The sequence below is a fragment of the Microbacterium plantarum genome (assembly GCF_035231185.1).
In the GTDB taxonomy this organism is placed as follows: domain Bacteria; phylum Actinomycetota; class Actinomycetes; order Actinomycetales; family Microbacteriaceae; genus Microbacterium; species Microbacterium plantarum.
Window position 1 is genome coordinate 2,355,502 of sequence record NZ_CP141117.1, and the last position, 15,079, is coordinate 2,370,580.

The window sequence follows — 15,079 nt, forward strand, 5'->3', positions numbered from 1 at the left end:
CCGTCACGGCACCGAGGGTGAACCAGACGAAAGGCATCAGTCGCCCTCGTCGTAGTCGTGTTCGCCGGCACGGATGTCGTCCATCGCCTCGATGAGCAGGCCCTTGGTGATGTAGGCGGGCATGGGTTCACGTGAGTTGATCAGTCCGATGCCGGTCAGGTTGTCGGTGTCGATGGTGGCGGCGACGATTGCCCAGTCGACGACGAGATCACCGTCCCACTCTTCGGCCGCGTGTGCGCGAATAGCGGCGTCGAGCGCTTCTCGGGTGCTATCCGACATGGCTCGAGTCGTCGAACTCGTTGCCGCATACCCAGCAGTAGTTCTCGGCGTCCGGTGTGAAGGTGTGGTCAGTCTGAGCGCTCAAGATGCACCGTCCTGGGGGTGAAGAGAAGAAGGTGTTGGCGACGAGAGCCACAGGTAAGCATCGCGCCCAGCCATCCAGCACGCTAGCTCTCGTTCTTACGTCGATGTCTGCGCCCACAGGTGCACGAGAACGGGGCGGGACCGGCTCGGAGCGGCGATGGCGTGAAGGGTTGCTCCACTGCGCTCGAAGTTGTCGAAAGACCCGCCCCGTCTCGGCGATACCGTCCGCCTCGGTGGTTCCCTTTCGCCTCTCCTCATCCGGGCTTAGTTGGGTGCCGGGGGCAGTTCGCTACTCAGGGTCGTAGGTGACGGTGGGGAAAGTGCCGGCGTCCCCTGCAAGGGCTGATAGCCGGCCGTGTGCCCTACACCTCGCATCGGCACCTTGTCGTGAATGCTCGTTTGCAGACGAGAGCGAGGTATGCGGGCACCCGAGGATTCGAACCCCGACGCGCCGGAGTTGGAGTCCGGCCGCTCTACCAGTTGAGCTAGATACCCGTGACGACCTCAGCGTGCGCTGGCTTCGTCATGTTCAGTTGTGGGCGTGTTGGGGGCACGCCAGTTCGCCGCTGCTACGCGGCTTCTCGACCCGCCATCGACCGGGTGTCACCACCGATACAGCGAGGAGGAGTGTTCCCGTCGGTGCGGTCAGGTGACGCGGGTCTCAGTAGTTGAGGTCACGCCGACCGACGGGTGGAATGAGTAACGCCGCCCTCTGATGAGTGGCGGCGCGGGTGGCTTTTGAACAGAGTTCTTGAGCCTCTTGGCTCAGAGTATCACAGTCTCGAATTACTCCCTGGTGGTCTGCCTCTGCGCGTGTCGTCTCTTGCTTTGCGGAGGTCGGCGAGGTTGAACCATGACACAGTCCCGGGTTTCAGGCATCGGACTTGGCCTGCGTTCACCCACCGGTAGATGGTGGGTTTCGATTTCCCGGTGATGCGCATGGCTTCGTCAAGCTGCACCCAGTCGTCGAGTACCCCCAACCTTCACCCCCTGCCTCTCGAGTTCATCGAGGACGAGTTTGAGGAGCGTGGTGAACTCGTCATCGTCGTACGTGCGCCCGCATTCGGTACAGGCGATCTTCACCTCGTCGGCGTCGTACCGGGGCGGGTCGTACCGGATTGTTTCGCCGGCGCACTGTTGGCAGCGGACGTGCTGGACGTGGTGGGGTCGGTCTTCGATCGGCCACCGTGCGGATGCGGTCTCGACCTCACGTGTGAACAGGCGTGCCGTGTCCGCCCCGTCGACGTCGTTCGCGACGTCCTCGAGGTTCGCCCAGTACCGCAACTCCCCCGACAGTCTCCTGATCTCTTCAGCTGCCAACCATGTCGGTGGGAGACCGAGCGGGTGATCGGATGATGGGGAACGAATCTCGTTCACCTCGCCCTTGATGTACCCGGCGGCGTGGAGCCACGGGACGATGATCAGGGACCGGTGGACTGCGGCGTTGAAACGGTCCCACTCCGCCCAGGTCAGGTACCCGACGTTCTCGTGCGCGCCCGTCATGTGTTGTCCCCATCCGTTTGGACCGGGACCCATGCGCCCGGTTTGATTCGTCGTCCAAGGACAATCTGAGAGTCGGCGAACCGCTCCACTTCCTTTTCCGCAGCCTCACGGATAGCGAAGGCCCCGGCGCCCATCGAGAACCACCGCATCTCGCGCCCGTTGTCGGCCTGGTAGATCGCTCCGTACTCCCATCCGCCGGCGGCTGTTCGGATGGCTTCTGCACGCACCTGGGCGTCATGTGCTGCGAGCCACCGGTCGAAGGCCTCAGCTGCGTCGGGAGCGTCCGGCGAGAACATGTGGGCCGTCACGCGATCCGCGGCCTCGAGGTACTCGCGGACCTCTTCGGTGGTGGGTGTGTACTGCTCAGCCACGATCGGCCTCGCGGCTCGCCACGTGCGCTGAAACTGCATCAGCGACCGCTTGCGGGTCGATGTCGCGGTCGTAGTAGATCTCCCACAGCCACTCGTCGAACACGTCGCCCATCTCGACGGCATGCCACAGCTTGCGCGCGATCTCGTCTGCGAGGTCGGGATTCGCCTTCTGTACGAGGTCCAGGATGTACGGGATCTGGACAGCCGTCATGTACCTCGTGATCGCATCAATCCACGCTCGCGTCCGCGCCTTGTGCTCGGGGTCGTCGAGAGCGCTGCGGAAGTACACATCGCCGACCGCTTCGGACTCGTGCTGAGCGAACGACGCGATGCGCGCGGAGTGCAAGATGATCCGGTCAGTCGTGATCTCCTCCTCGTTCTCGGGTCGCTTGATCTGCTCGAGGATGCTGGTGTCGGTCACTGGTCTTCTCCTTCTGAACGAATCTCTGGAATGGGAGTGAAGCCGCCGACGTCGGCCCATGTCTCACCCGGCTTCATGGCCCCTTTGCCCCAAGGACGACGCCGCGCCTTACGGATTCGACGCCCCAACACGACCGACGTGGAACCGTCGAAGAAGTAGGCATCGCCGACAATCTGGCCACGGGGGTTGCTCATGTCGATGACCTCCACGCGGGGTGTGCCGCGAGACACGAACCGGCGGATCTCGTCGATCACGATGGTGTGACGCACCTCCGGGAAGAGGCTCGTCGCTGGTCGCCAGTAGGAGACCTGCAGGCCGTAGTGCTCGGTGCTCAAATCGGCTGCGGTCATCGCCAATTCCTCCGGCTCGACCGCGGCCACCTGTGGCGTGGGCCGGGGCTCCTGGGCTTCTTCGATCTCAAACAGCGTCTCGGTGGTCATGCTGATGTCTCCTCTCGGGCGGTCACGTCGTTCTCCTCGCGTTCGGGCAGTCAGGATTCCCGGTGGTCCACGGGTTGCGGCAACGACCACACACGTGGGGTGGTTCTTCGCGTTGAAGGCTTGGAGGGGTGCTCGCTCCCCCACCCCGCAACATCTGAAACGTCATGACTGGCCTCCGTGGTCGAGGAAGATGATCGGAAGGCCCGGGCGCATCATCTTGATCTCAGCGATCGGATCGATGACGGTGTGATCTGCGGGGTCGAGGTTCTTCACCGTTACCGTCTCGCCGTACTTCGGGTAGAGGGTCTTCAACCACGCCTCTGCTTCGTCCCGCGAGGTGATCTCAGGGATGGGTTCGGAGGTCAGGTCCGGGTGCTGCTCGCGGAGGAACGGTTCGGCTTCTCGCGACGCGCGCGGGAGCTGATGGGTCATCAGGTTCTCGCCGGTCATGAAGTTGCAGAGGTCGTAGATGCCATCGATGTGTCGGAGGGATACGAGGGTGCCGGTAGCGACGCTGAGCACGTCGCCGATGTGGAATTCGCGTGTGTTGGTCATGATCATGTCTCCGTTCAAAACGGGGTGTCGTCGCCGTAGGACGCGCCAGGCGTCGTCCACGGCTCATCGGACGGGGCAGGTGCAGCGGGTGCGTTGTTGCCCCCACCAGACGCCGCACGAGTGACCTGTGCGGTCGCGTAACGCAGCGAGGGGCCGATCTCGTCGACGATCACGCCAACGCTTGTGCGCGGGTTACCGTCCTTGTCCTTCCAAGAATCCTGTTTGATGCGACCCGTAGCGATGACGCGCATCCCCTTAGTTATCGACCCGGCGACGGTTTCAGCCATGGAACCGAAGATCGTGCACCTGGCGAACCATGTGTCTCCGTCCTCCCATTCGCCTGTCTGCTGGTTCTTCTTGCGGTCGGAAACGGCGATGGTGATGTTGGCCACCGGCTTGCCCGCTTGGCTGTACCTGAGTTCAACGTCGGCGGTTGCGTTGCCAACGAGCGTGGTTGTAGCACTCATGAGTTCTCCTGGTTCTTCTTGCGCGCGCGAATACGCGCCTGATGTTCCCGGGCGCAGGCTCGGCAGTACCGATACCCGTTTCGGTCTAGTCGCGTGTTGTCAGCGGTGAACTCGTGACCCCACTTGCAGTGCGTCTGAACCGCTGGCCCGTAGATGTTCGTCGGTGCTGTGGCATTTCCCCTGCGGACGTTCTCCGCGTGCGTCACGTCCTCAAGGTGACGTGGGTTGCAACACCGGCGGTGAGGACAGTCGTTGACCTTGGTGCAGCCAGAGCTGTTATGACAGGTGTGATCGACGTCGCCGCTCGCTGGGCTGCCGTTTTCGAGTGCGTACGCGTATCGATGCGCTTTGCGACTCGTTGGCGTATGGAACACGCCGTAACCCGTGGCGTTCGTGGAGCCCAAGAACGGCCAGCAGGCGTCCGGCCCGCCGGATCGATCGACCTTGCTCCAGAAGCGTTCGGATCTTGTCGGCCATCCTTGCTGGGTGCGAGGCGTGGTCCGGCGCCAGTCGGCGTAGTGCGGCCCACAGAGGCCTCGACCTTTGTGCGGTCTTTCGCACCCAGCCACAGAACACGTTCGGGTAGCATTCACTGCTAGCCCTCCAATCGGTTGAGTCGATTGCTTGGGTCAGGCCCCGGGTTGAGTGTTGACGCACTCTCCGGGGCTGCTCCAATTCTATCGAATATCTCTTCGAAAAGGCATCACCACGCAGCCACATTGATGTGGACGCCGGTTTCCTCGTGCGGGAGGGCGTACCGTTTGGACACGTTGAGTTCGGAGACGATCGAGTCGTCGGTGAGGAGCGGGCCAGTGAGGCCGTCGAGTAGCGCGCGAGCGAGCTTGTCAACGTCCGGCCGGGTGCCGTGGCGTTCCCACTTCGGGCGTTGAGGGCGCTTGAGCAGAAACACGGCGGTGACGGTGACGGGTGCGTCGAAGATCGCGTCCTGCTGAGATGCGGCCGCGGCGATCTGGGCCCGCCACGGTTTGACGTTCTTCGACATCTCGATCAGCCGCCCACCGCCGATGTGTCGTTTCGACCCTTGGGGTGCTGGGGTGCCGGCGACGAAGAAGTCGACGCTGTCCCGTAGTCGGGTCATGATGCTGTCTCCTCTCGGGGCACGACGGTGAACTTACGTCTGTGGTTGACGTGTTCGCGTTCCTCGCCGCACTCGACGCAGTAGCCCTCGGGATCTGAAGTGAACGGGTGAACGTCCGGGTGGCCCGTGGGGGTGGTCGCCGTAGTTGAGCGGCCGGCGATACTCACCCCCACAGGAGTTTCGGGATGGGTGAGACACATCGATTTTCCGGTGGTCATGTCGGTGCCCATCCAGGGCCTGTACGGTTTCCCGCAGACGAAGCAGCGGACCGGTACGGGCTGTGTTTCCTCTTTCCGGGTCATGGCTTGTCCTTTCGTGTGAGCTTCTGTCGGGTGCGTGCTGGTAGCCCGCCGTAGATGCCGTGGGTTTCGTTGTTCCGGATCGCGTACTCGAGACACTGGTCGGTGACGTCGCAGGTAGCGCAGATGCGTCTCGCTGCCATGCCGGCGTCTCCCGGGGCGGGGAAGAACATGTCCGGGTCGGTGGTCGCACACGCAGCATCCGCCATCCAGGTCTCGGGGCGGATAGTGAACGGGGTGGGCGCGTCCGTGTGGGTACGGATGAAGTCGGTCATGCGAACCTCACCACTGGCTGGTTCGCAAGACGTTTTGCGGCGATCTCGCAGTACCGCTCGTCGAGTTCGACGCCGATCGCCTTTCGACCCGATTCTGCTGCCGCGACGAGCGTCGATCCTGAACCAGCGCATGGATCAGCAATGACACCGGTGGTCTTCCCGATCAGGTCGAGTAACAGCGGAACCGGTTTCTGATGCGGATGGACCCGGCCGTTCTTCGCGGTTGCTTGAATCGGCGCGTAGGACAGAACGTTGGTCGTACGGGGGCCGGTGAAGCCGCCTCCGAGGACGTAGATTTCCTGATCCGATGGCTTCCAGGGGATTTGCAGGTTTCCCATGCCGAGCGCCCCTTTGGTGTCCCAGATGAGACGCGTGTGGGTCTTCTCTGGCCTGGGGATCTTCCAGGATCCGAAGACGAGCGCCGGCCGGTCACCCCACAGGTGAAGGATCCCGTCCCGAACGGACGTGTCCTTGTCGTTGAGGATTGACGCGGCCAGGTCTGCCCGACGAGATCCTGAGTTGTAGTCGACGCCGTACGGCGGGTCTGTGAGGAGAACCTCAGCGTCTAGCCAGGCCACCTGTTCGAAGCAGTCGCCGTGGTAGAGCCGGACATACTCGTCTTCGTAGTAGAGGGTCATGCGGCTTCCTCCTTGATGCCCTTGGGTCGTTCCGTTGGTGAGTTGATGTCGTCCCACGCGTACAGGGACACGAACCCGTGTTTCCGGGCGCGTGCGATCGTCCGGGCAACCTGGGGTCCGGTCGGTCGCACGGCAGCGAGCTCGGTGGTGAGGTTGTCTACGAGTCGGCGGGTGTGTTCGGTGACGTACTCCTGACGCATCAGCACCCACACGTGTTGCACCGATTTCCCGAGTTGTTCGGCGAGGTAGGTGAGGGTGAACCCGTGACGGTGGAGGCCCTGCAGTTGGCGTGCGGTGGCGATGTTGCGGACGAACGCTTCCGGCCTGCGTGCCACCGCTTTCGCGGCGAGGATCCGCTCCTCCGTTTCCGGGGTGATCCACAACGGTGGGCGGGCGATGATCCGTTGCAGGTGTGCCGTGCTCATCCCGGTTGCGTCCGCGATCATCGTCTTCGTCCACCCAGCCGCTTTCAGGGCGATCAGATGGTCACGGGCGGGACCTGGGTTGCGTTGTTCTCGTTTCCGGCCGTACGCGGCCCGTTTCCGGCCCTCCCGAGCCGACACCGTGTTCGCTTCCACGCACCGGTCACAACCGCACTTGTGGTTCTGGTAGCAGTTGATCCGGTGACTGTGATCGGCGGGGCACCGGTACGTGCGGGTTGTTCCCTTACGCGGCATCGGACACCTGCTGTCGGAGGTACCGTCGCTTCTGCTCCGTCTCCTCGTCGTACGCCTTCCGGAACGTCACCGATGGCGTATCCACCCACCGTTCCCGTCTCCTCATCCGGTACCGGCGGTCGCTGTCGTTCTGCAGGTCATCGATGAACCGGGCGAACGCCATATCCGCGGTCACGACGCATCCTCCGGCCAGATGCGGCGCGCCGAGGCGAGTGCAGTGTGATTGACGGACACCTGGACGGTTGGCTCGACGGTCGACTCGAAGAACGCCTGGTCGTTGAAACGCACCAAGCGATACGCGGCTTCTCGGTCCGTGTTTGCGATCCGGATCGCCCAGACCTCGCCGGGCTTCGCTGCATGCCACGGCTTCGGTTCCGGGTGAGCATCGAAGTAGGCCGCTCCTGCACGGAAGAATTGCTCGAGTTCATCCGACAGGTAGCTCTCGCCGCGACGAATACGATGCATGTCCGGCGCGCCCTCGTGGACAACCGTGACGGTGTTCGCGTCCTCGGCGTACACGACGTAAGGCGAATCCAGCCACCGCCACCGCCCAAGCTCGTGATCACGCTTGGCCTGGACTTCGTCCGCCCGCTGGCAGATCGCTTCCTCGCGGACGTGGTTGACGTACTCCTTCAGCGCGGTGCCGAAGCTGTCGGAGCCGACGACGAGGACCCGGACCCCGCCCTCCTTCGATCGGAGGGACACGTGCCCGTCCTGCTCGTGGATGATGACGCCGTTGCTTGCTGTGTACTGTTCCATTTCCCCTCCTGTGGGGTACGAGTAACGGCCCCCTACCCGGGAGGGTGGAGGCCGTGAATGAGTGGGTTCGGTTCCGGTTAGTCGAGCTCGAGGAACCGTGTTGCTGTTTGCCGGTCGCGTTCCCTCGCGGCGGCGAGGAGTGTTGCGACGTCGCCGGGGAGGGGTTCCCGTTTCGGCCAGGTGTCGGCGATGAGACCGCGTGCTTTCGCTGAGCGGACGTCGGCTTCCACGTCGGACCGTTTCGCCCGGTTGTCCCGCTCCACACGGTCGAGAACATGCCCGACGGTGAGGTACTGGGAACGGGTGGCGGGGTCGCGGTGGTGCTGGATGATCGCGGCCTCACATTCCCGGTAGTCGTACCCGTGAAGTGCGGATGCCCACGCGGTGGCGGTGACCTCGGTGACCTGTCTTCGGTCGAAGCCGGCGGCTACGGTAAGGAGTTTCGCTGCGTCGGTTCGGTTCATGCTTCGATGCCTGCCTGTTCTTGTGCGGCGAGCCGTGCTACGACCGCCATGTTCTCGTCATCCCTGTTCGGTCTTCGCTGCCTGTCGCGCTCGGCGAACTCCTGGCGTTTACGCATGCCGTTGCGCCAGACCGCTTCCCAGTCCTTGTTCGCTTTCCCGACACCGCGCCAGTAGTCGATGAACTCGGGGAGCCTCTTGTCGATGTCCACGTCTGGTGCTTGTTCCGCTGCCCACTGCCGCATCCGGTCGTTGATGGTGAATGAGTCGGTGATCTGCGTTGCGCGTTTGAGTTCCTTCACTTCTTCTTCGTTAGAAGAAGAAGTTTCGGGATGGGACTGGGACTGGGATGGGGCAATGCGAACTTCTTCCGAACTTCGGCCGATGTTCGCGGGAACGTTCGCGGGTTGTTCGCCCGAACCGCCCTTGTTGACGCCCTTCTTCGCAGCACGGACCTTCTTCATCCGTTCGCGAGCGGCATCCCTCTCGGCCTCGACGTCTTCCTTCAGCGGCTGGTAGTCGGCCCAGTCCCGGAACTGCCAACCGCCCTCCGCGGGAACCCACAGTCCTGCCTGGTGCAGCTCGCGGATCTCTGCTTCGCTGCCACCTAGCCGGGGCAGGGTGCGGTTTGGCACGTACCCGTTCGTCAGGTACTTCGCGCACCACGACCCGGCGAGGGTCCACAGCCCGATCGATGCGAGGGACAGGTCGAAGACTTTGGGGTGCCCGTGGAAGCCGTCATCTACTTTGAACCATGGGATCGGGACCACCTCCTTCCGTTGTTGTGAGGCGTTCGTAGCCGCCCATGTTGTCGAGATACACGTACCCGTGGATCGCGTGGACCAGAGGGATCGATTCGGCTGTCTGGATGCCGCGGCGGATGAGCCAACCGGTGTCGTACGCGACATCACGGTGCTTCTCGATGTCGCCATGACAGCCGGTCGTCCCGGACCCGCACAGCACGACACCGTTCGCGGGTTCGTTGATCCACGCATCCCGAGACCCACCCATGCCCCTCGCGCGACGGTGGTGCACGGACCATGCGATGCCTCGAGTGAGATGCGAAACCGGGGTGCCGCAGCGTGCACATGCGCCTTGGTCACGCGCAACTATCAAGTCGACCACCGCATTGCTCATGCCAGTTCGCTTCATGACGTGTACCAGCGGTAGCGGGCGTCGGCCCTCGATTTATCGAACTGGCGACCCTGTCTCCACGCGGTTCGGGTTTCATGTCCGCACGCCCGACAGCGCCGGTGCCCCTTGTTGCGGAGCACCGATGCCTCCAGATTCTTGCCCTCGAGCGGGTGCCCCTGCGGGCAGTGGGTGATCGCGGTCTGCTTATTCCGCCCGTTTCGTGTTGCATCGAGCCGGTTGGCGCGGGGTGTATCCCACCGGAGATTCGCGAGGTCGTTGTTGGATCGGTTGTCGTCCCAATGGCAAGCTACAAACCCAGGAGGGCGGGGCCCAACGAAGGCTTCGAGAAGCAGCACGTGGACACGAACGTTGCGATGCTTTCCATGTGCATCACTGAGATGAACGCCGCGGTAGCCGAGCGAATCGAACTGGGCGACCTCCTTGGCCGGCCACCGCTTCCCGGCCTTGTCTCGTCGCTCCAATGCCATCACTTTCCCCGAGGACGAGATCATGTATCGCCCCTCATAACCAAGAACTGGCCGCCACTCCTCGAAGGTGGCGACCAGTTCGGCATTCGCGTCTGTCATGCTTTGACTGCCCATCGTGCGTAGTCCCATGCGTTCCTCCACCGCTTGAACAGGGCCCCCTCCGTCCGTCCGACCGGGCGTGCGACCCACATGCGCGTCTCGCCGTCGTACCGGACCTCCCACCGCGACCTCATGATCGGAACCCGAGGAATCGGAGGGCGCGGGAGATCGCGATGGACTGTGCGGTCTCGAGCGCGAACTGGGCGGACACGTGCCCGTCGAGGTCGACGGTGCGGGTAGCGGAACCGGTCGAGTCCGCGCGACCTTCCGAGTCGCCGTTCTTCCAGACGTACGCGGTCACCATCCACGAGGTCTCGCCGGTCTGCTCGACCTCGGATGCGTCGATCGCGCCGTCCGGGTAGGCCTCCCAGAACGCGGTGATCCTCTCGTCGAGTGTCGCGATGTCGTCCGGGTCAGCGAAAGAAGCCGGCGGAGTGAGGCGGGATCTCCTGGTGTCTTCGGGGATCTCAATGTCGTCGGTCACAGCAGCCGCCCTTCCGTTGTCGTTGTGGCGTACTTAGGGTCGATGTCACATCCACGCCACACGGCGCCGAGCGACTCGGCGGCTTCCCGAGATGCGCTCGAGCCTGCGAACGGGTCGATTACGAGATCGCCCGGGCGGACCACGCGTGCGAGAAAGTGCTCGTAGACCGCTACGGGTTTCCCGTAAGGGTGATCGCGCTTGGTTGGGTAATCGGCTTCGACGACGTTCCTGATCGCTGCGCGATCGATAGCGTCGGGGACCCCGCGCGCGCAGATCAGGATGGGGTCCCAAGCCGCGCGAAGCATCCCGCCTGTACCCGGGCGACGGCGCACCCAAGCAATCTGCGTGGAGGGGCGAAGCCCGACGGTGGACGCGACGTAAGCGAGGTCTGCCATGCGCCGCCAGTCGGCGAATATCGCGACGATACCGCCGGGCATGAGCGTTCTGGATACCTCGCGCAGCGTTCGCGACATGAACGAGAGGGGTCCGAACACGCTCCCCGCCGCGCCGTCCTCCTTCCCACGAACCGGGGTGCCGACCGCGTACGGCGGGTCGAAGATGGCGGCGCGAACTGAGCCGGTTTCGATCTCAGGCAGCCAGAGCAGCGCGTCGTTCCAATCGAGCGATGAGGCCGGTGAATCCTGCGTTTGGGTCATGCTGCACTTCCTTGGAATTCGTCGATGTACTGGTTCACGTTCCACACGGGTGCGCGGAGGATGCCGATCGGTTGGCCGGTGCGGGTGTTGTACCCGGGCCACTCCCCCGTTTCCGTGCAGCGTGCGTATCGTTCGCGTGCTTCGCGGGCGCGTCTCCTCGCCATGAGGAGTTCGTCTTCTCCGAGCCGGTGAACGGCGGTCAGGTACGGTGCGGTGGTTTCGACGACGATGAACAGGTACGGGAGTGTTTCGCCGGTGATGAGGTGGTGCAGGTGCTCGTACCAGGCGTTCTGGATGTCGTACCCGTACCGGAAGGCGTGGATCGCGAATTCGTTCTCTGACGCGTCTCCTGCGGTCGTTTTGAGGTCGATGATTCGTTTCCCGAGCCAGTCGATCCGGCCGCGCATGGGGACGCCGGTGTCGGGGTCCGTTTCGAACATCGATACTTCGGGTCGGCCGTCGGTGAGGAGCTTCGCGGCGATCGGGTTCGACAGGACTGATTCGGCCATGAGGTCGACTACGCGGGCCGTGACGCGCTTGACCGGGATGAGGCCGTTCTCGCGGGCGTCGAGCTCGAACGCTTTCGCGGCTTTCGTGGAGATCGCGCCGTTCGTCGCGAGGACGTTGGTCAGCACCTGACCGTCGTACTCGAACTCCTCGGTGCCGGTCCCGTCGGGGTAGACGGCGATCTGCGCGCCGACACCGAGCACCTTCGCGTGCACCGCGGACCCGAGGTCGAACTCTGCTTTGGGTTCCTCGCGGTGCTTCACGTAGTGGTCGTAGTGGGCAGGAGACTTGAGGATCTTCTTCGCCCCCGTCGACGAGAGACCGGGCTGGCGGTGGTAGACGGCTTCATCGAGCCGGTGAACGAGACCGCGGTAGCTCATAGCCCCAGCCCCTCTCGGATCTCAGCCCGCGGGGTCCACCGCAGCGGTGTGGATTCCCCGGCCGCGCCGAGTGCGATGAGGTTGGCGATGCGCTGCTGCTCGACGAGGGCGAGAGTCGCGTGTACCTGCGCGGCGAGCAGCCACGGGTCGGTCCCCTCGATGTCGGCGGGGTCTTCTGCCGCCGCCCTGAGCGCACGGCGCGCTTCAGCAGCGTGGTCCATCCGTTTGGTCATGGGTGTTTCCTTTCGCCTGTGCCAGCGCAGAGCCCGCACGGGATGTCAATGTCGGGGTCGCGGCTGACGGGCTCGAATCCCCAGCCGTCGCAATACGGGCACCTCTCATCGGTGGGGATCGCGGCTCTCACGACACGGTCACCTCCATGTACGGGTGCAGGTCGATATGCAGGTCCGTGCCGTCGGGTCTCCGAAACACGCACTCCAACGTGGCGATCCCGGTACGCCGGGAACGAAGCAACGTCACCGACCGGTCACCGAAACAAGCGGCATGAACCGGGGTGCCTCTCGGAACATCGAGGAGATTCATCCCCGCTCCGAATCGGTCGGTTCGGAGCGCAGCGGAACGTACGTGCCCGGAATGTCAACCGTCATGAGTCGTTCGGCGGCGCGTTGCCCGTATGCGACGAGGCATGACGGTGCTCCGCTGTTCGCTCCGGCGCGCTCCCCGTCTGGCTTGTGGAAGTAGAGCCTCCCGTGCAGGAACAGCACGCCGGTCGCTTTCTCCCAGACCTGCGCGACGAAGCCGGCTGTCTCGGTGCGAGCGAAAATGAGGGCGATGCCGTCGCCGTGCTCAGCAAGCTTGTCGAGCCACTTCCACGCGGCGAAGCTGTACGGCGGATTCAACCAGACATGCCCGGACCACTCCGCGGCGAGCCCATCCTCTGGGAGTTCGATGTGCCGCGCCGCGGTCGGCCACGGGCGCGGTGACGGTGCCGCGCACGGGTCCAGGTCGAACGGGCCGAGCTTCTCGATCAAGTCCGGCGGCGTCAGCCACGTCGTCGTTCCCGCCCTCGCGGACTGGTGCGACCCCATTGCTCCGGTCATCACCGGCCCCCATCCGTGTGGTTGATCATCTGAGTTCTCCGATCAGGTAGGTGGTGAGCATCCCCACAGCAACAAGCCCGGGAACAGTCGCCAGGTATGGGAGAACCCCCACCCGGTCAGGTGAGGGTTCGATGTGTACGGGTCTGGTTGGGGCTGGGGTGGGGTCGTGGTGAACACGACGGGATGCAGTCATCGCTGCTTCTTGAAGGCTTCGCGGAGTCGTTGCGCTGATATCGAGTGAGTGTCGAGTGCGTTGAGGATGTTGACCCACTCGTAAGCGCGGAGAGTCAGCGGCACCTCACGAAACGGGGAGGGCGACTCGACGGGCTGCGGGTCAGTCATCGGATGCCTTCCGAGAATCAAGCGGCTCGAGCGTTGTCGAGTAGTCCAGGTACCTAGGAGTCAGCTCGTATCGGCCCCGGCCTTTGGCTGTGTATCGGTCCTGCTTGCTGCTTGGGCTGGAACCCGCGACGAAGACGCTCGTCGCGGTGTGCCGGACCACTGTCACGGGCCTACGCCAGCTGACAGACCGGCCTAGCCGGCGAACTTCCTGGACGTTCTCGCCTACTGCAAGCCAGGCGGGGTGTTCGTTATCAGTCATGTCGTTCCCTTCTTTCGTGTGTGGCGCGCCGGGTACTCGAATCCCGGTGTGTGCCTCTCGCGCCCGCCACTGATTGCCCCTGCGGCCGGGTCGCGCTCCCCTATCCCGCATCGCGAGGTCACTAGAGCGCCCTGTGTCTTCTCTTCACCCCCTACAGCGGCGCATCTCACCAGCGCACGCCCGTCGACAGGGTTCTGTTTGACGCCGCCTACCTACTGACCGGCCCCTGAGCGGGGATCGGCTTACGGTGTGTCTCCTGCCCCTCGTGGAGGGGGTCCAGTAGACGGCTATGTGGTGTTACGTGCGTTGCTCCGCCATGACGCGGGTGCCGGCCGTACGCCGGGGCAACGTGGGCCGGGTTAGACGGCCCAGGAGATGCGGCGCACCTCGTGCCACGGGCGGGTGTGCACGACCTCGGGGGCGTGGGCGAACGTGTACTCGACCGATGCGCCTCTCTTGGCGGTGACGGTGCCGATCGAATCGGTCTTGTCGGGGCGGAACTGGAGGCCGACGACGGGCACTTCGGGGAGGGTGATGGCGACGGACATGATTGGTTCTCCTTGGTTTGTGGCTGGTTTTGGGTATGCGGCAGCTCAGCCCTGGTCGCATAGGCGGCTTGGGCTAGATCAGTGACCTGGGTTATTCGAGGTCGGGTGTTGTGGTGGGGAGGGGCGGGTCAGGTTCGACGAACCCGAGCTCACGACCGTTGGTGTCGATGACGGTGCGGAGAGGGTCGTCGAACCGGATGTGCACGAGACCACGGGCAGTGTCGACGACGACACCTGTCCGGTTCGTGGTGCGGTAGTTCGCGGCGACGCGGATGTACTCGCCATGAGCGATCGACACCGGCTCGTTGAACGCAACCGTCAGGACGTCACGCATGGCCGGCCTCCGAGATGGAGCCGTCGCCATCGCACATTCCACAGACAAAAGGAGTCGAAAACTGTCCGATACGCACCTGGGTATAGGTCGCGCCCTCGCCATTGCAACCGGGGCAAGGGATGTCGGCGTTCATGCTGCTCCTCCGTGGTGTCGGATGGTGAACGTCGTTGTCTCCGCGGAACCCCCGACAGCGTTGACGCGTTCGTGGATGAACTCGTGGTCCCCGAGACCGTCGAGACGGTCCAGGTGGGAGTACTCGCCGTCACGTACCGGGGCGGTTCGGATAGCCCAGATCGTGCAGAGGATCAGGAACCCGCCGCCGAGCACCCATGCCCAGAAGTAGTAGCCGGCACCCATCACGCCACCTCCTCTAGAGCCACGACCCGGTATCCCGAGTCCTCGAGGTCTTCAGCCAACGTCGAGAACGTGATGTTGTCGGGACGGTCGAAGACGACCGTC

29 protein-coding genes and 1 tRNA gene are annotated in these 15,079 nt (G+C 63.9%); all 30 read right to left on the reverse strand.

Going from position 1 to position 15,079, the window contains the following annotated elements; translation table 11 throughout:
- Positions 1-36: 36 nt before the first annotated feature.
- Positions 37-279 carry a hypothetical protein gene (locus tag VC184_RS11400; protein WP_323986218.1) on the reverse strand — a complete coding sequence of 81 codons (243 nt, stop codon included), beginning with the start codon at positions 277-279 and terminating at the stop codon, positions 37-39.
- 505 nt (positions 280-784) lie between these two features.
- Positions 785-858 (reverse strand) — tRNA-Trp (locus VC184_RS11405).
- A gap of 278 nt (positions 859-1,136) precedes the next feature.
- Positions 1,137-1,304, reverse strand: coding sequence for a hypothetical protein (locus VC184_RS16360; RefSeq protein WP_407667140.1), 168 nt, complete (start codon positions 1,302-1,304; stop codon positions 1,137-1,139).
- 7 nt (positions 1,305-1,311) lie between these two features.
- A complete protein-coding gene (locus VC184_RS11410; RefSeq protein ID WP_323986219.1) occupies positions 1,312-1,866 on the reverse strand; it encodes a hypothetical protein in 555 nt (184 codons plus the stop codon).
- A complete protein-coding gene (locus tag VC184_RS11415) occupies positions 1,863-2,237 on the reverse strand; it encodes a hypothetical protein (RefSeq protein WP_323986220.1) in 375 nt (124 codons plus the stop codon). The genes VC184_RS11410 and VC184_RS11415 overlap by 4 nt, the downstream gene beginning before the upstream one ends.
- Positions 2,230-2,658, reverse strand: a complete 429-nt coding sequence (locus VC184_RS11420) for a hypothetical protein (protein ID WP_323986221.1) — start codon at positions 2,656-2,658, stop codon at positions 2,230-2,232. Before VC184_RS11420 ends, VC184_RS11415 begins: the two co-directional genes overlap by 8 nt.
- A complete protein-coding gene (locus VC184_RS11425) occupies positions 2,655-3,098 on the reverse strand; it encodes a hypothetical protein (protein WP_323986222.1) in 444 nt (147 codons plus the stop codon). Before VC184_RS11425 ends, VC184_RS11420 begins: the two co-directional genes overlap by 4 nt.
- A gap of 162 nt (positions 3,099-3,260) precedes the next feature.
- Positions 3,261-3,653, reverse strand: coding sequence for a DUF7736 domain-containing protein (locus tag VC184_RS11430; RefSeq protein ID WP_323986224.1), 393 nt, complete (start codon positions 3,651-3,653; stop codon positions 3,261-3,263).
- Positions 3,654-3,667: 14 nt separating this feature from the next.
- Positions 3,668-4,120, reverse strand: coding sequence for a single-stranded DNA-binding protein (ssb, locus tag VC184_RS11435; protein ID WP_323986226.1), 453 nt, complete (start codon positions 4,118-4,120; stop codon positions 3,668-3,670).
- Between the two features lie 703 nt (positions 4,121-4,823).
- Complete coding sequence (locus tag VC184_RS11440) at positions 4,824-5,123, reverse strand: RusA family crossover junction endodeoxyribonuclease (protein WP_323986228.1); 300 nt, start codon at positions 5,121-5,123, stop codon at positions 4,824-4,826.
- Positions 5,124-5,215: 92 nt separating this feature from the next.
- On the reverse strand, positions 5,216-5,521 hold the full coding sequence (locus VC184_RS11445; RefSeq protein WP_323986230.1) for a hypothetical protein: 306 nt from the start codon (positions 5,519-5,521) through the stop codon (positions 5,216-5,218).
- Positions 5,518-5,793 carry a WhiB family transcriptional regulator gene (locus VC184_RS11450; protein WP_323986232.1) on the reverse strand — a complete coding sequence of 92 codons (276 nt, stop codon included), beginning with the start codon at positions 5,791-5,793 and terminating at the stop codon, positions 5,518-5,520. Before VC184_RS11450 ends, VC184_RS11445 begins: the two co-directional genes overlap by 4 nt.
- Positions 5,790-6,431, reverse strand: a complete 642-nt coding sequence (locus VC184_RS11455; RefSeq protein ID WP_323986234.1) for a DNA-methyltransferase — start codon at positions 6,429-6,431, stop codon at positions 5,790-5,792. The genes VC184_RS11450 and VC184_RS11455 overlap by 4 nt, the downstream gene beginning before the upstream one ends.
- A complete protein-coding gene (locus VC184_RS11460) occupies positions 6,428-7,009 on the reverse strand; it encodes a hypothetical protein (protein ID WP_323986235.1) in 582 nt (193 codons plus the stop codon). Before VC184_RS11460 ends, VC184_RS11455 begins: the two co-directional genes overlap by 4 nt.
- Before the next feature lie 88 nt (positions 7,010-7,097).
- Positions 7,098-7,283, reverse strand: a complete 186-nt coding sequence (locus tag VC184_RS11465; RefSeq protein ID WP_323986237.1) for a hypothetical protein — start codon at positions 7,281-7,283, stop codon at positions 7,098-7,100.
- On the reverse strand, positions 7,280-7,867 hold the full coding sequence (locus tag VC184_RS11470; protein WP_323986238.1) for a hypothetical protein: 588 nt from the start codon (positions 7,865-7,867) through the stop codon (positions 7,280-7,282). The genes VC184_RS11465 and VC184_RS11470 overlap by 4 nt, the downstream gene beginning before the upstream one ends.
- A gap of 77 nt (positions 7,868-7,944) precedes the next feature.
- Positions 7,945-8,331, reverse strand: a complete 387-nt coding sequence (locus tag VC184_RS11475; protein ID WP_323986239.1) for a hypothetical protein — start codon at positions 8,329-8,331, stop codon at positions 7,945-7,947.
- On the reverse strand, positions 8,328-9,098 hold the full coding sequence (locus VC184_RS11480; RefSeq protein WP_323986241.1) for a hypothetical protein: 771 nt from the start codon (positions 9,096-9,098) through the stop codon (positions 8,328-8,330). The genes VC184_RS11475 and VC184_RS11480 overlap by 4 nt, the downstream gene beginning before the upstream one ends.
- Positions 9,067-9,465, reverse strand: coding sequence for an HNH endonuclease (locus VC184_RS11485; RefSeq protein ID WP_323986242.1), 399 nt, complete (start codon positions 9,463-9,465; stop codon positions 9,067-9,069). The genes VC184_RS11480 and VC184_RS11485 overlap by 32 nt, the downstream gene beginning before the upstream one ends.
- Positions 9,466-9,476: 11 nt before the next feature.
- Entirely contained in the window at positions 9,477-10,079 is a 603-nt protein-coding gene (locus VC184_RS11490) for an NUMOD4 motif-containing HNH endonuclease (protein ID WP_323986243.1), read from the reverse strand.
- Positions 10,080-10,179: 100 nt separating this feature from the next.
- Positions 10,180-10,533 carry a hypothetical protein gene (locus VC184_RS11495; protein WP_323986245.1) on the reverse strand — a complete coding sequence of 118 codons (354 nt, stop codon included), beginning with the start codon at positions 10,531-10,533 and terminating at the stop codon, positions 10,180-10,182.
- A complete protein-coding gene (locus tag VC184_RS11500) occupies positions 10,530-11,189 on the reverse strand; it encodes a DNA-methyltransferase (RefSeq protein WP_323986246.1) in 660 nt (219 codons plus the stop codon). The genes VC184_RS11495 and VC184_RS11500 overlap by 4 nt, the downstream gene beginning before the upstream one ends.
- Positions 11,186-12,076 carry a PD-(D/E)XK nuclease-like domain-containing protein gene (locus tag VC184_RS11505; protein WP_323986247.1) on the reverse strand — a complete coding sequence of 297 codons (891 nt, stop codon included), beginning with the start codon at positions 12,074-12,076 and terminating at the stop codon, positions 11,186-11,188. The genes VC184_RS11500 and VC184_RS11505 overlap by 4 nt, the downstream gene beginning before the upstream one ends.
- Complete coding sequence (locus VC184_RS11510; protein WP_323986248.1) at positions 12,073-12,309, reverse strand: hypothetical protein; 237 nt, start codon at positions 12,307-12,309, stop codon at positions 12,073-12,075. The genes VC184_RS11505 and VC184_RS11510 overlap by 4 nt, the downstream gene beginning before the upstream one ends.
- A gap of 306 nt (positions 12,310-12,615) precedes the next feature.
- Positions 12,616-13,068, reverse strand: a complete 453-nt coding sequence (locus VC184_RS11515; protein ID WP_323986250.1) for a DNA N-6-adenine-methyltransferase — start codon at positions 13,066-13,068, stop codon at positions 12,616-12,618.
- A gap of 258 nt (positions 13,069-13,326) precedes the next feature.
- The gene (locus VC184_RS11520; protein ID WP_323986251.1) at positions 13,327-13,479 is read right to left on the reverse strand and encodes a hypothetical protein; all 153 of its coding nucleotides are present in this window, start codon (positions 13,477-13,479) and stop codon (positions 13,327-13,329) included.
- A gap of 618 nt (positions 13,480-14,097) precedes the next feature.
- Entirely contained in the window at positions 14,098-14,286 is a 189-nt protein-coding gene (locus VC184_RS11525; protein WP_323986252.1) for a hypothetical protein, read from the reverse strand.
- 91 nt (positions 14,287-14,377) lie between these two features.
- Positions 14,378-14,620: a hypothetical protein gene (locus tag VC184_RS11530; protein ID WP_323986253.1), complete on the reverse strand. Its 243-nt coding sequence runs from the start codon at positions 14,618-14,620 to the stop codon at positions 14,378-14,380.
- A complete protein-coding gene (locus VC184_RS11535) occupies positions 14,613-14,753 on the reverse strand; it encodes a hypothetical protein (protein WP_323986254.1) in 141 nt (46 codons plus the stop codon). The genes VC184_RS11530 and VC184_RS11535 overlap by 8 nt, the downstream gene beginning before the upstream one ends.
- The gene (locus tag VC184_RS11540) at positions 14,750-14,980 is read right to left on the reverse strand and encodes a hypothetical protein (RefSeq protein ID WP_323986255.1); all 231 of its coding nucleotides are present in this window, start codon (positions 14,978-14,980) and stop codon (positions 14,750-14,752) included. The genes VC184_RS11535 and VC184_RS11540 overlap by 4 nt, the downstream gene beginning before the upstream one ends.
- Positions 14,981-15,079: the final 99 nt, after the last annotated feature.

Excerpts from the sequence above, each read along its gene's own strand:
- VC184_RS11475 (WP_323986239.1), bottom strand. The coding sequence starts at position 8,331 with ATGAACCGAACCGACGCAGCGAAACTCCTTACCGTAGCCGCCGGCTTC.
- VC184_RS11490 (WP_323986243.1), bottom strand. The coding sequence starts at position 10,079 with ATGGGACTACGCACGATGGGCAGTCAAAGCATGACAGACGCGAATGCC.
- VC184_RS11505 (WP_323986247.1), bottom strand. The coding sequence starts at position 12,076 with ATGAGCTACCGCGGTCTCGTTCACCGGCTCGATGAAGCCGTCTACCAC.
- VC184_RS11440 (WP_323986228.1), bottom strand. The coding sequence starts at position 5,123 with ATGTCGAAGAACGTCAAACCGTGGCGGGCCCAGATCGCCGCGGCCGCA.
- VC184_RS11525 (WP_323986252.1), bottom strand. The coding sequence starts at position 14,286 with ATGTCCGTCGCCATCACCCTCCCCGAAGTGCCCGTCGTCGGCCTCCAG.
- VC184_RS11445 (WP_323986230.1), bottom strand. The coding sequence starts at position 5,521 with ATGACCCGGAAAGAGGAAACACAGCCCGTACCGGTCCGCTGCTTCGTC.
- VC184_RS11500 (WP_323986246.1), bottom strand. The coding sequence starts at position 11,189 with ATGACCCAAACGCAGGATTCACCGGCCTCATCGCTCGATTGGAACGAC.
- VC184_RS11430 (WP_323986224.1), bottom strand. The coding sequence starts at position 3,653 with ATGACCAACACACGCGAATTCCACATCGGCGACGTGCTCAGCGTCGCT.
- VC184_RS11470 (WP_323986238.1), bottom strand. The coding sequence starts at position 7,867 with ATGGAACAGTACACAGCAAGCAACGGCGTCATCATCCACGAGCAGGAC.
- VC184_RS11530 (WP_323986253.1), bottom strand. The coding sequence starts at position 14,620 with ATGCGTGACGTCCTGACGGTTGCGTTCAACGAGCCGGTGTCGATCGCT.
- VC184_RS11520 (WP_323986251.1), bottom strand. The coding sequence starts at position 13,479 with ATGACTGACCCGCAGCCCGTCGAGTCGCCCTCCCCGTTTCGTGAGGTG.
- VC184_RS11455 (WP_323986234.1), bottom strand. The coding sequence starts at position 6,431 with ATGACCCTCTACTACGAAGACGAGTATGTCCGGCTCTACCACGGCGAC.
- ssb (WP_323986226.1), bottom strand. The coding sequence starts at position 4,120 with ATGAGTGCTACAACCACGCTCGTTGGCAACGCAACCGCCGACGTTGAA.
- VC184_RS11535 (WP_323986254.1), bottom strand. The coding sequence starts at position 14,753 with ATGAACGCCGACATCCCTTGCCCCGGTTGCAATGGCGAGGGCGCGACC.
- VC184_RS11485 (WP_323986242.1), bottom strand. The coding sequence starts at position 9,465 with ATGAGCAATGCGGTGGTCGACTTGATAGTTGCGCGTGACCAAGGCGCA.
- VC184_RS11410 (WP_323986219.1), bottom strand. The coding sequence starts at position 1,866 with ATGACGGGCGCGCACGAGAACGTCGGGTACCTGACCTGGGCGGAGTGG.
- VC184_RS11450 (WP_323986232.1), bottom strand. The coding sequence starts at position 5,793 with ATGACCGACTTCATCCGTACCCACACGGACGCGCCCACCCCGTTCACT.
- VC184_RS16360 (WP_407667140.1), bottom strand. The coding sequence starts at position 1,304 with ATGCGCATCACCGGGAAATCGAAACCCACCATCTACCGGTGGGTGAAC.
- VC184_RS11400 (WP_323986218.1), bottom strand. The coding sequence starts at position 279 with ATGTCGGATAGCACCCGAGAAGCGCTCGACGCCGCTATTCGCGCACAC.
- VC184_RS11510 (WP_323986248.1), bottom strand. The coding sequence starts at position 12,309 with ATGACCAAACGGATGGACCACGCTGCTGAAGCGCGCCGTGCGCTCAGG.
- VC184_RS11425 (WP_323986222.1), bottom strand. The coding sequence starts at position 3,098 with ATGACCACCGAGACGCTGTTTGAGATCGAAGAAGCCCAGGAGCCCCGG.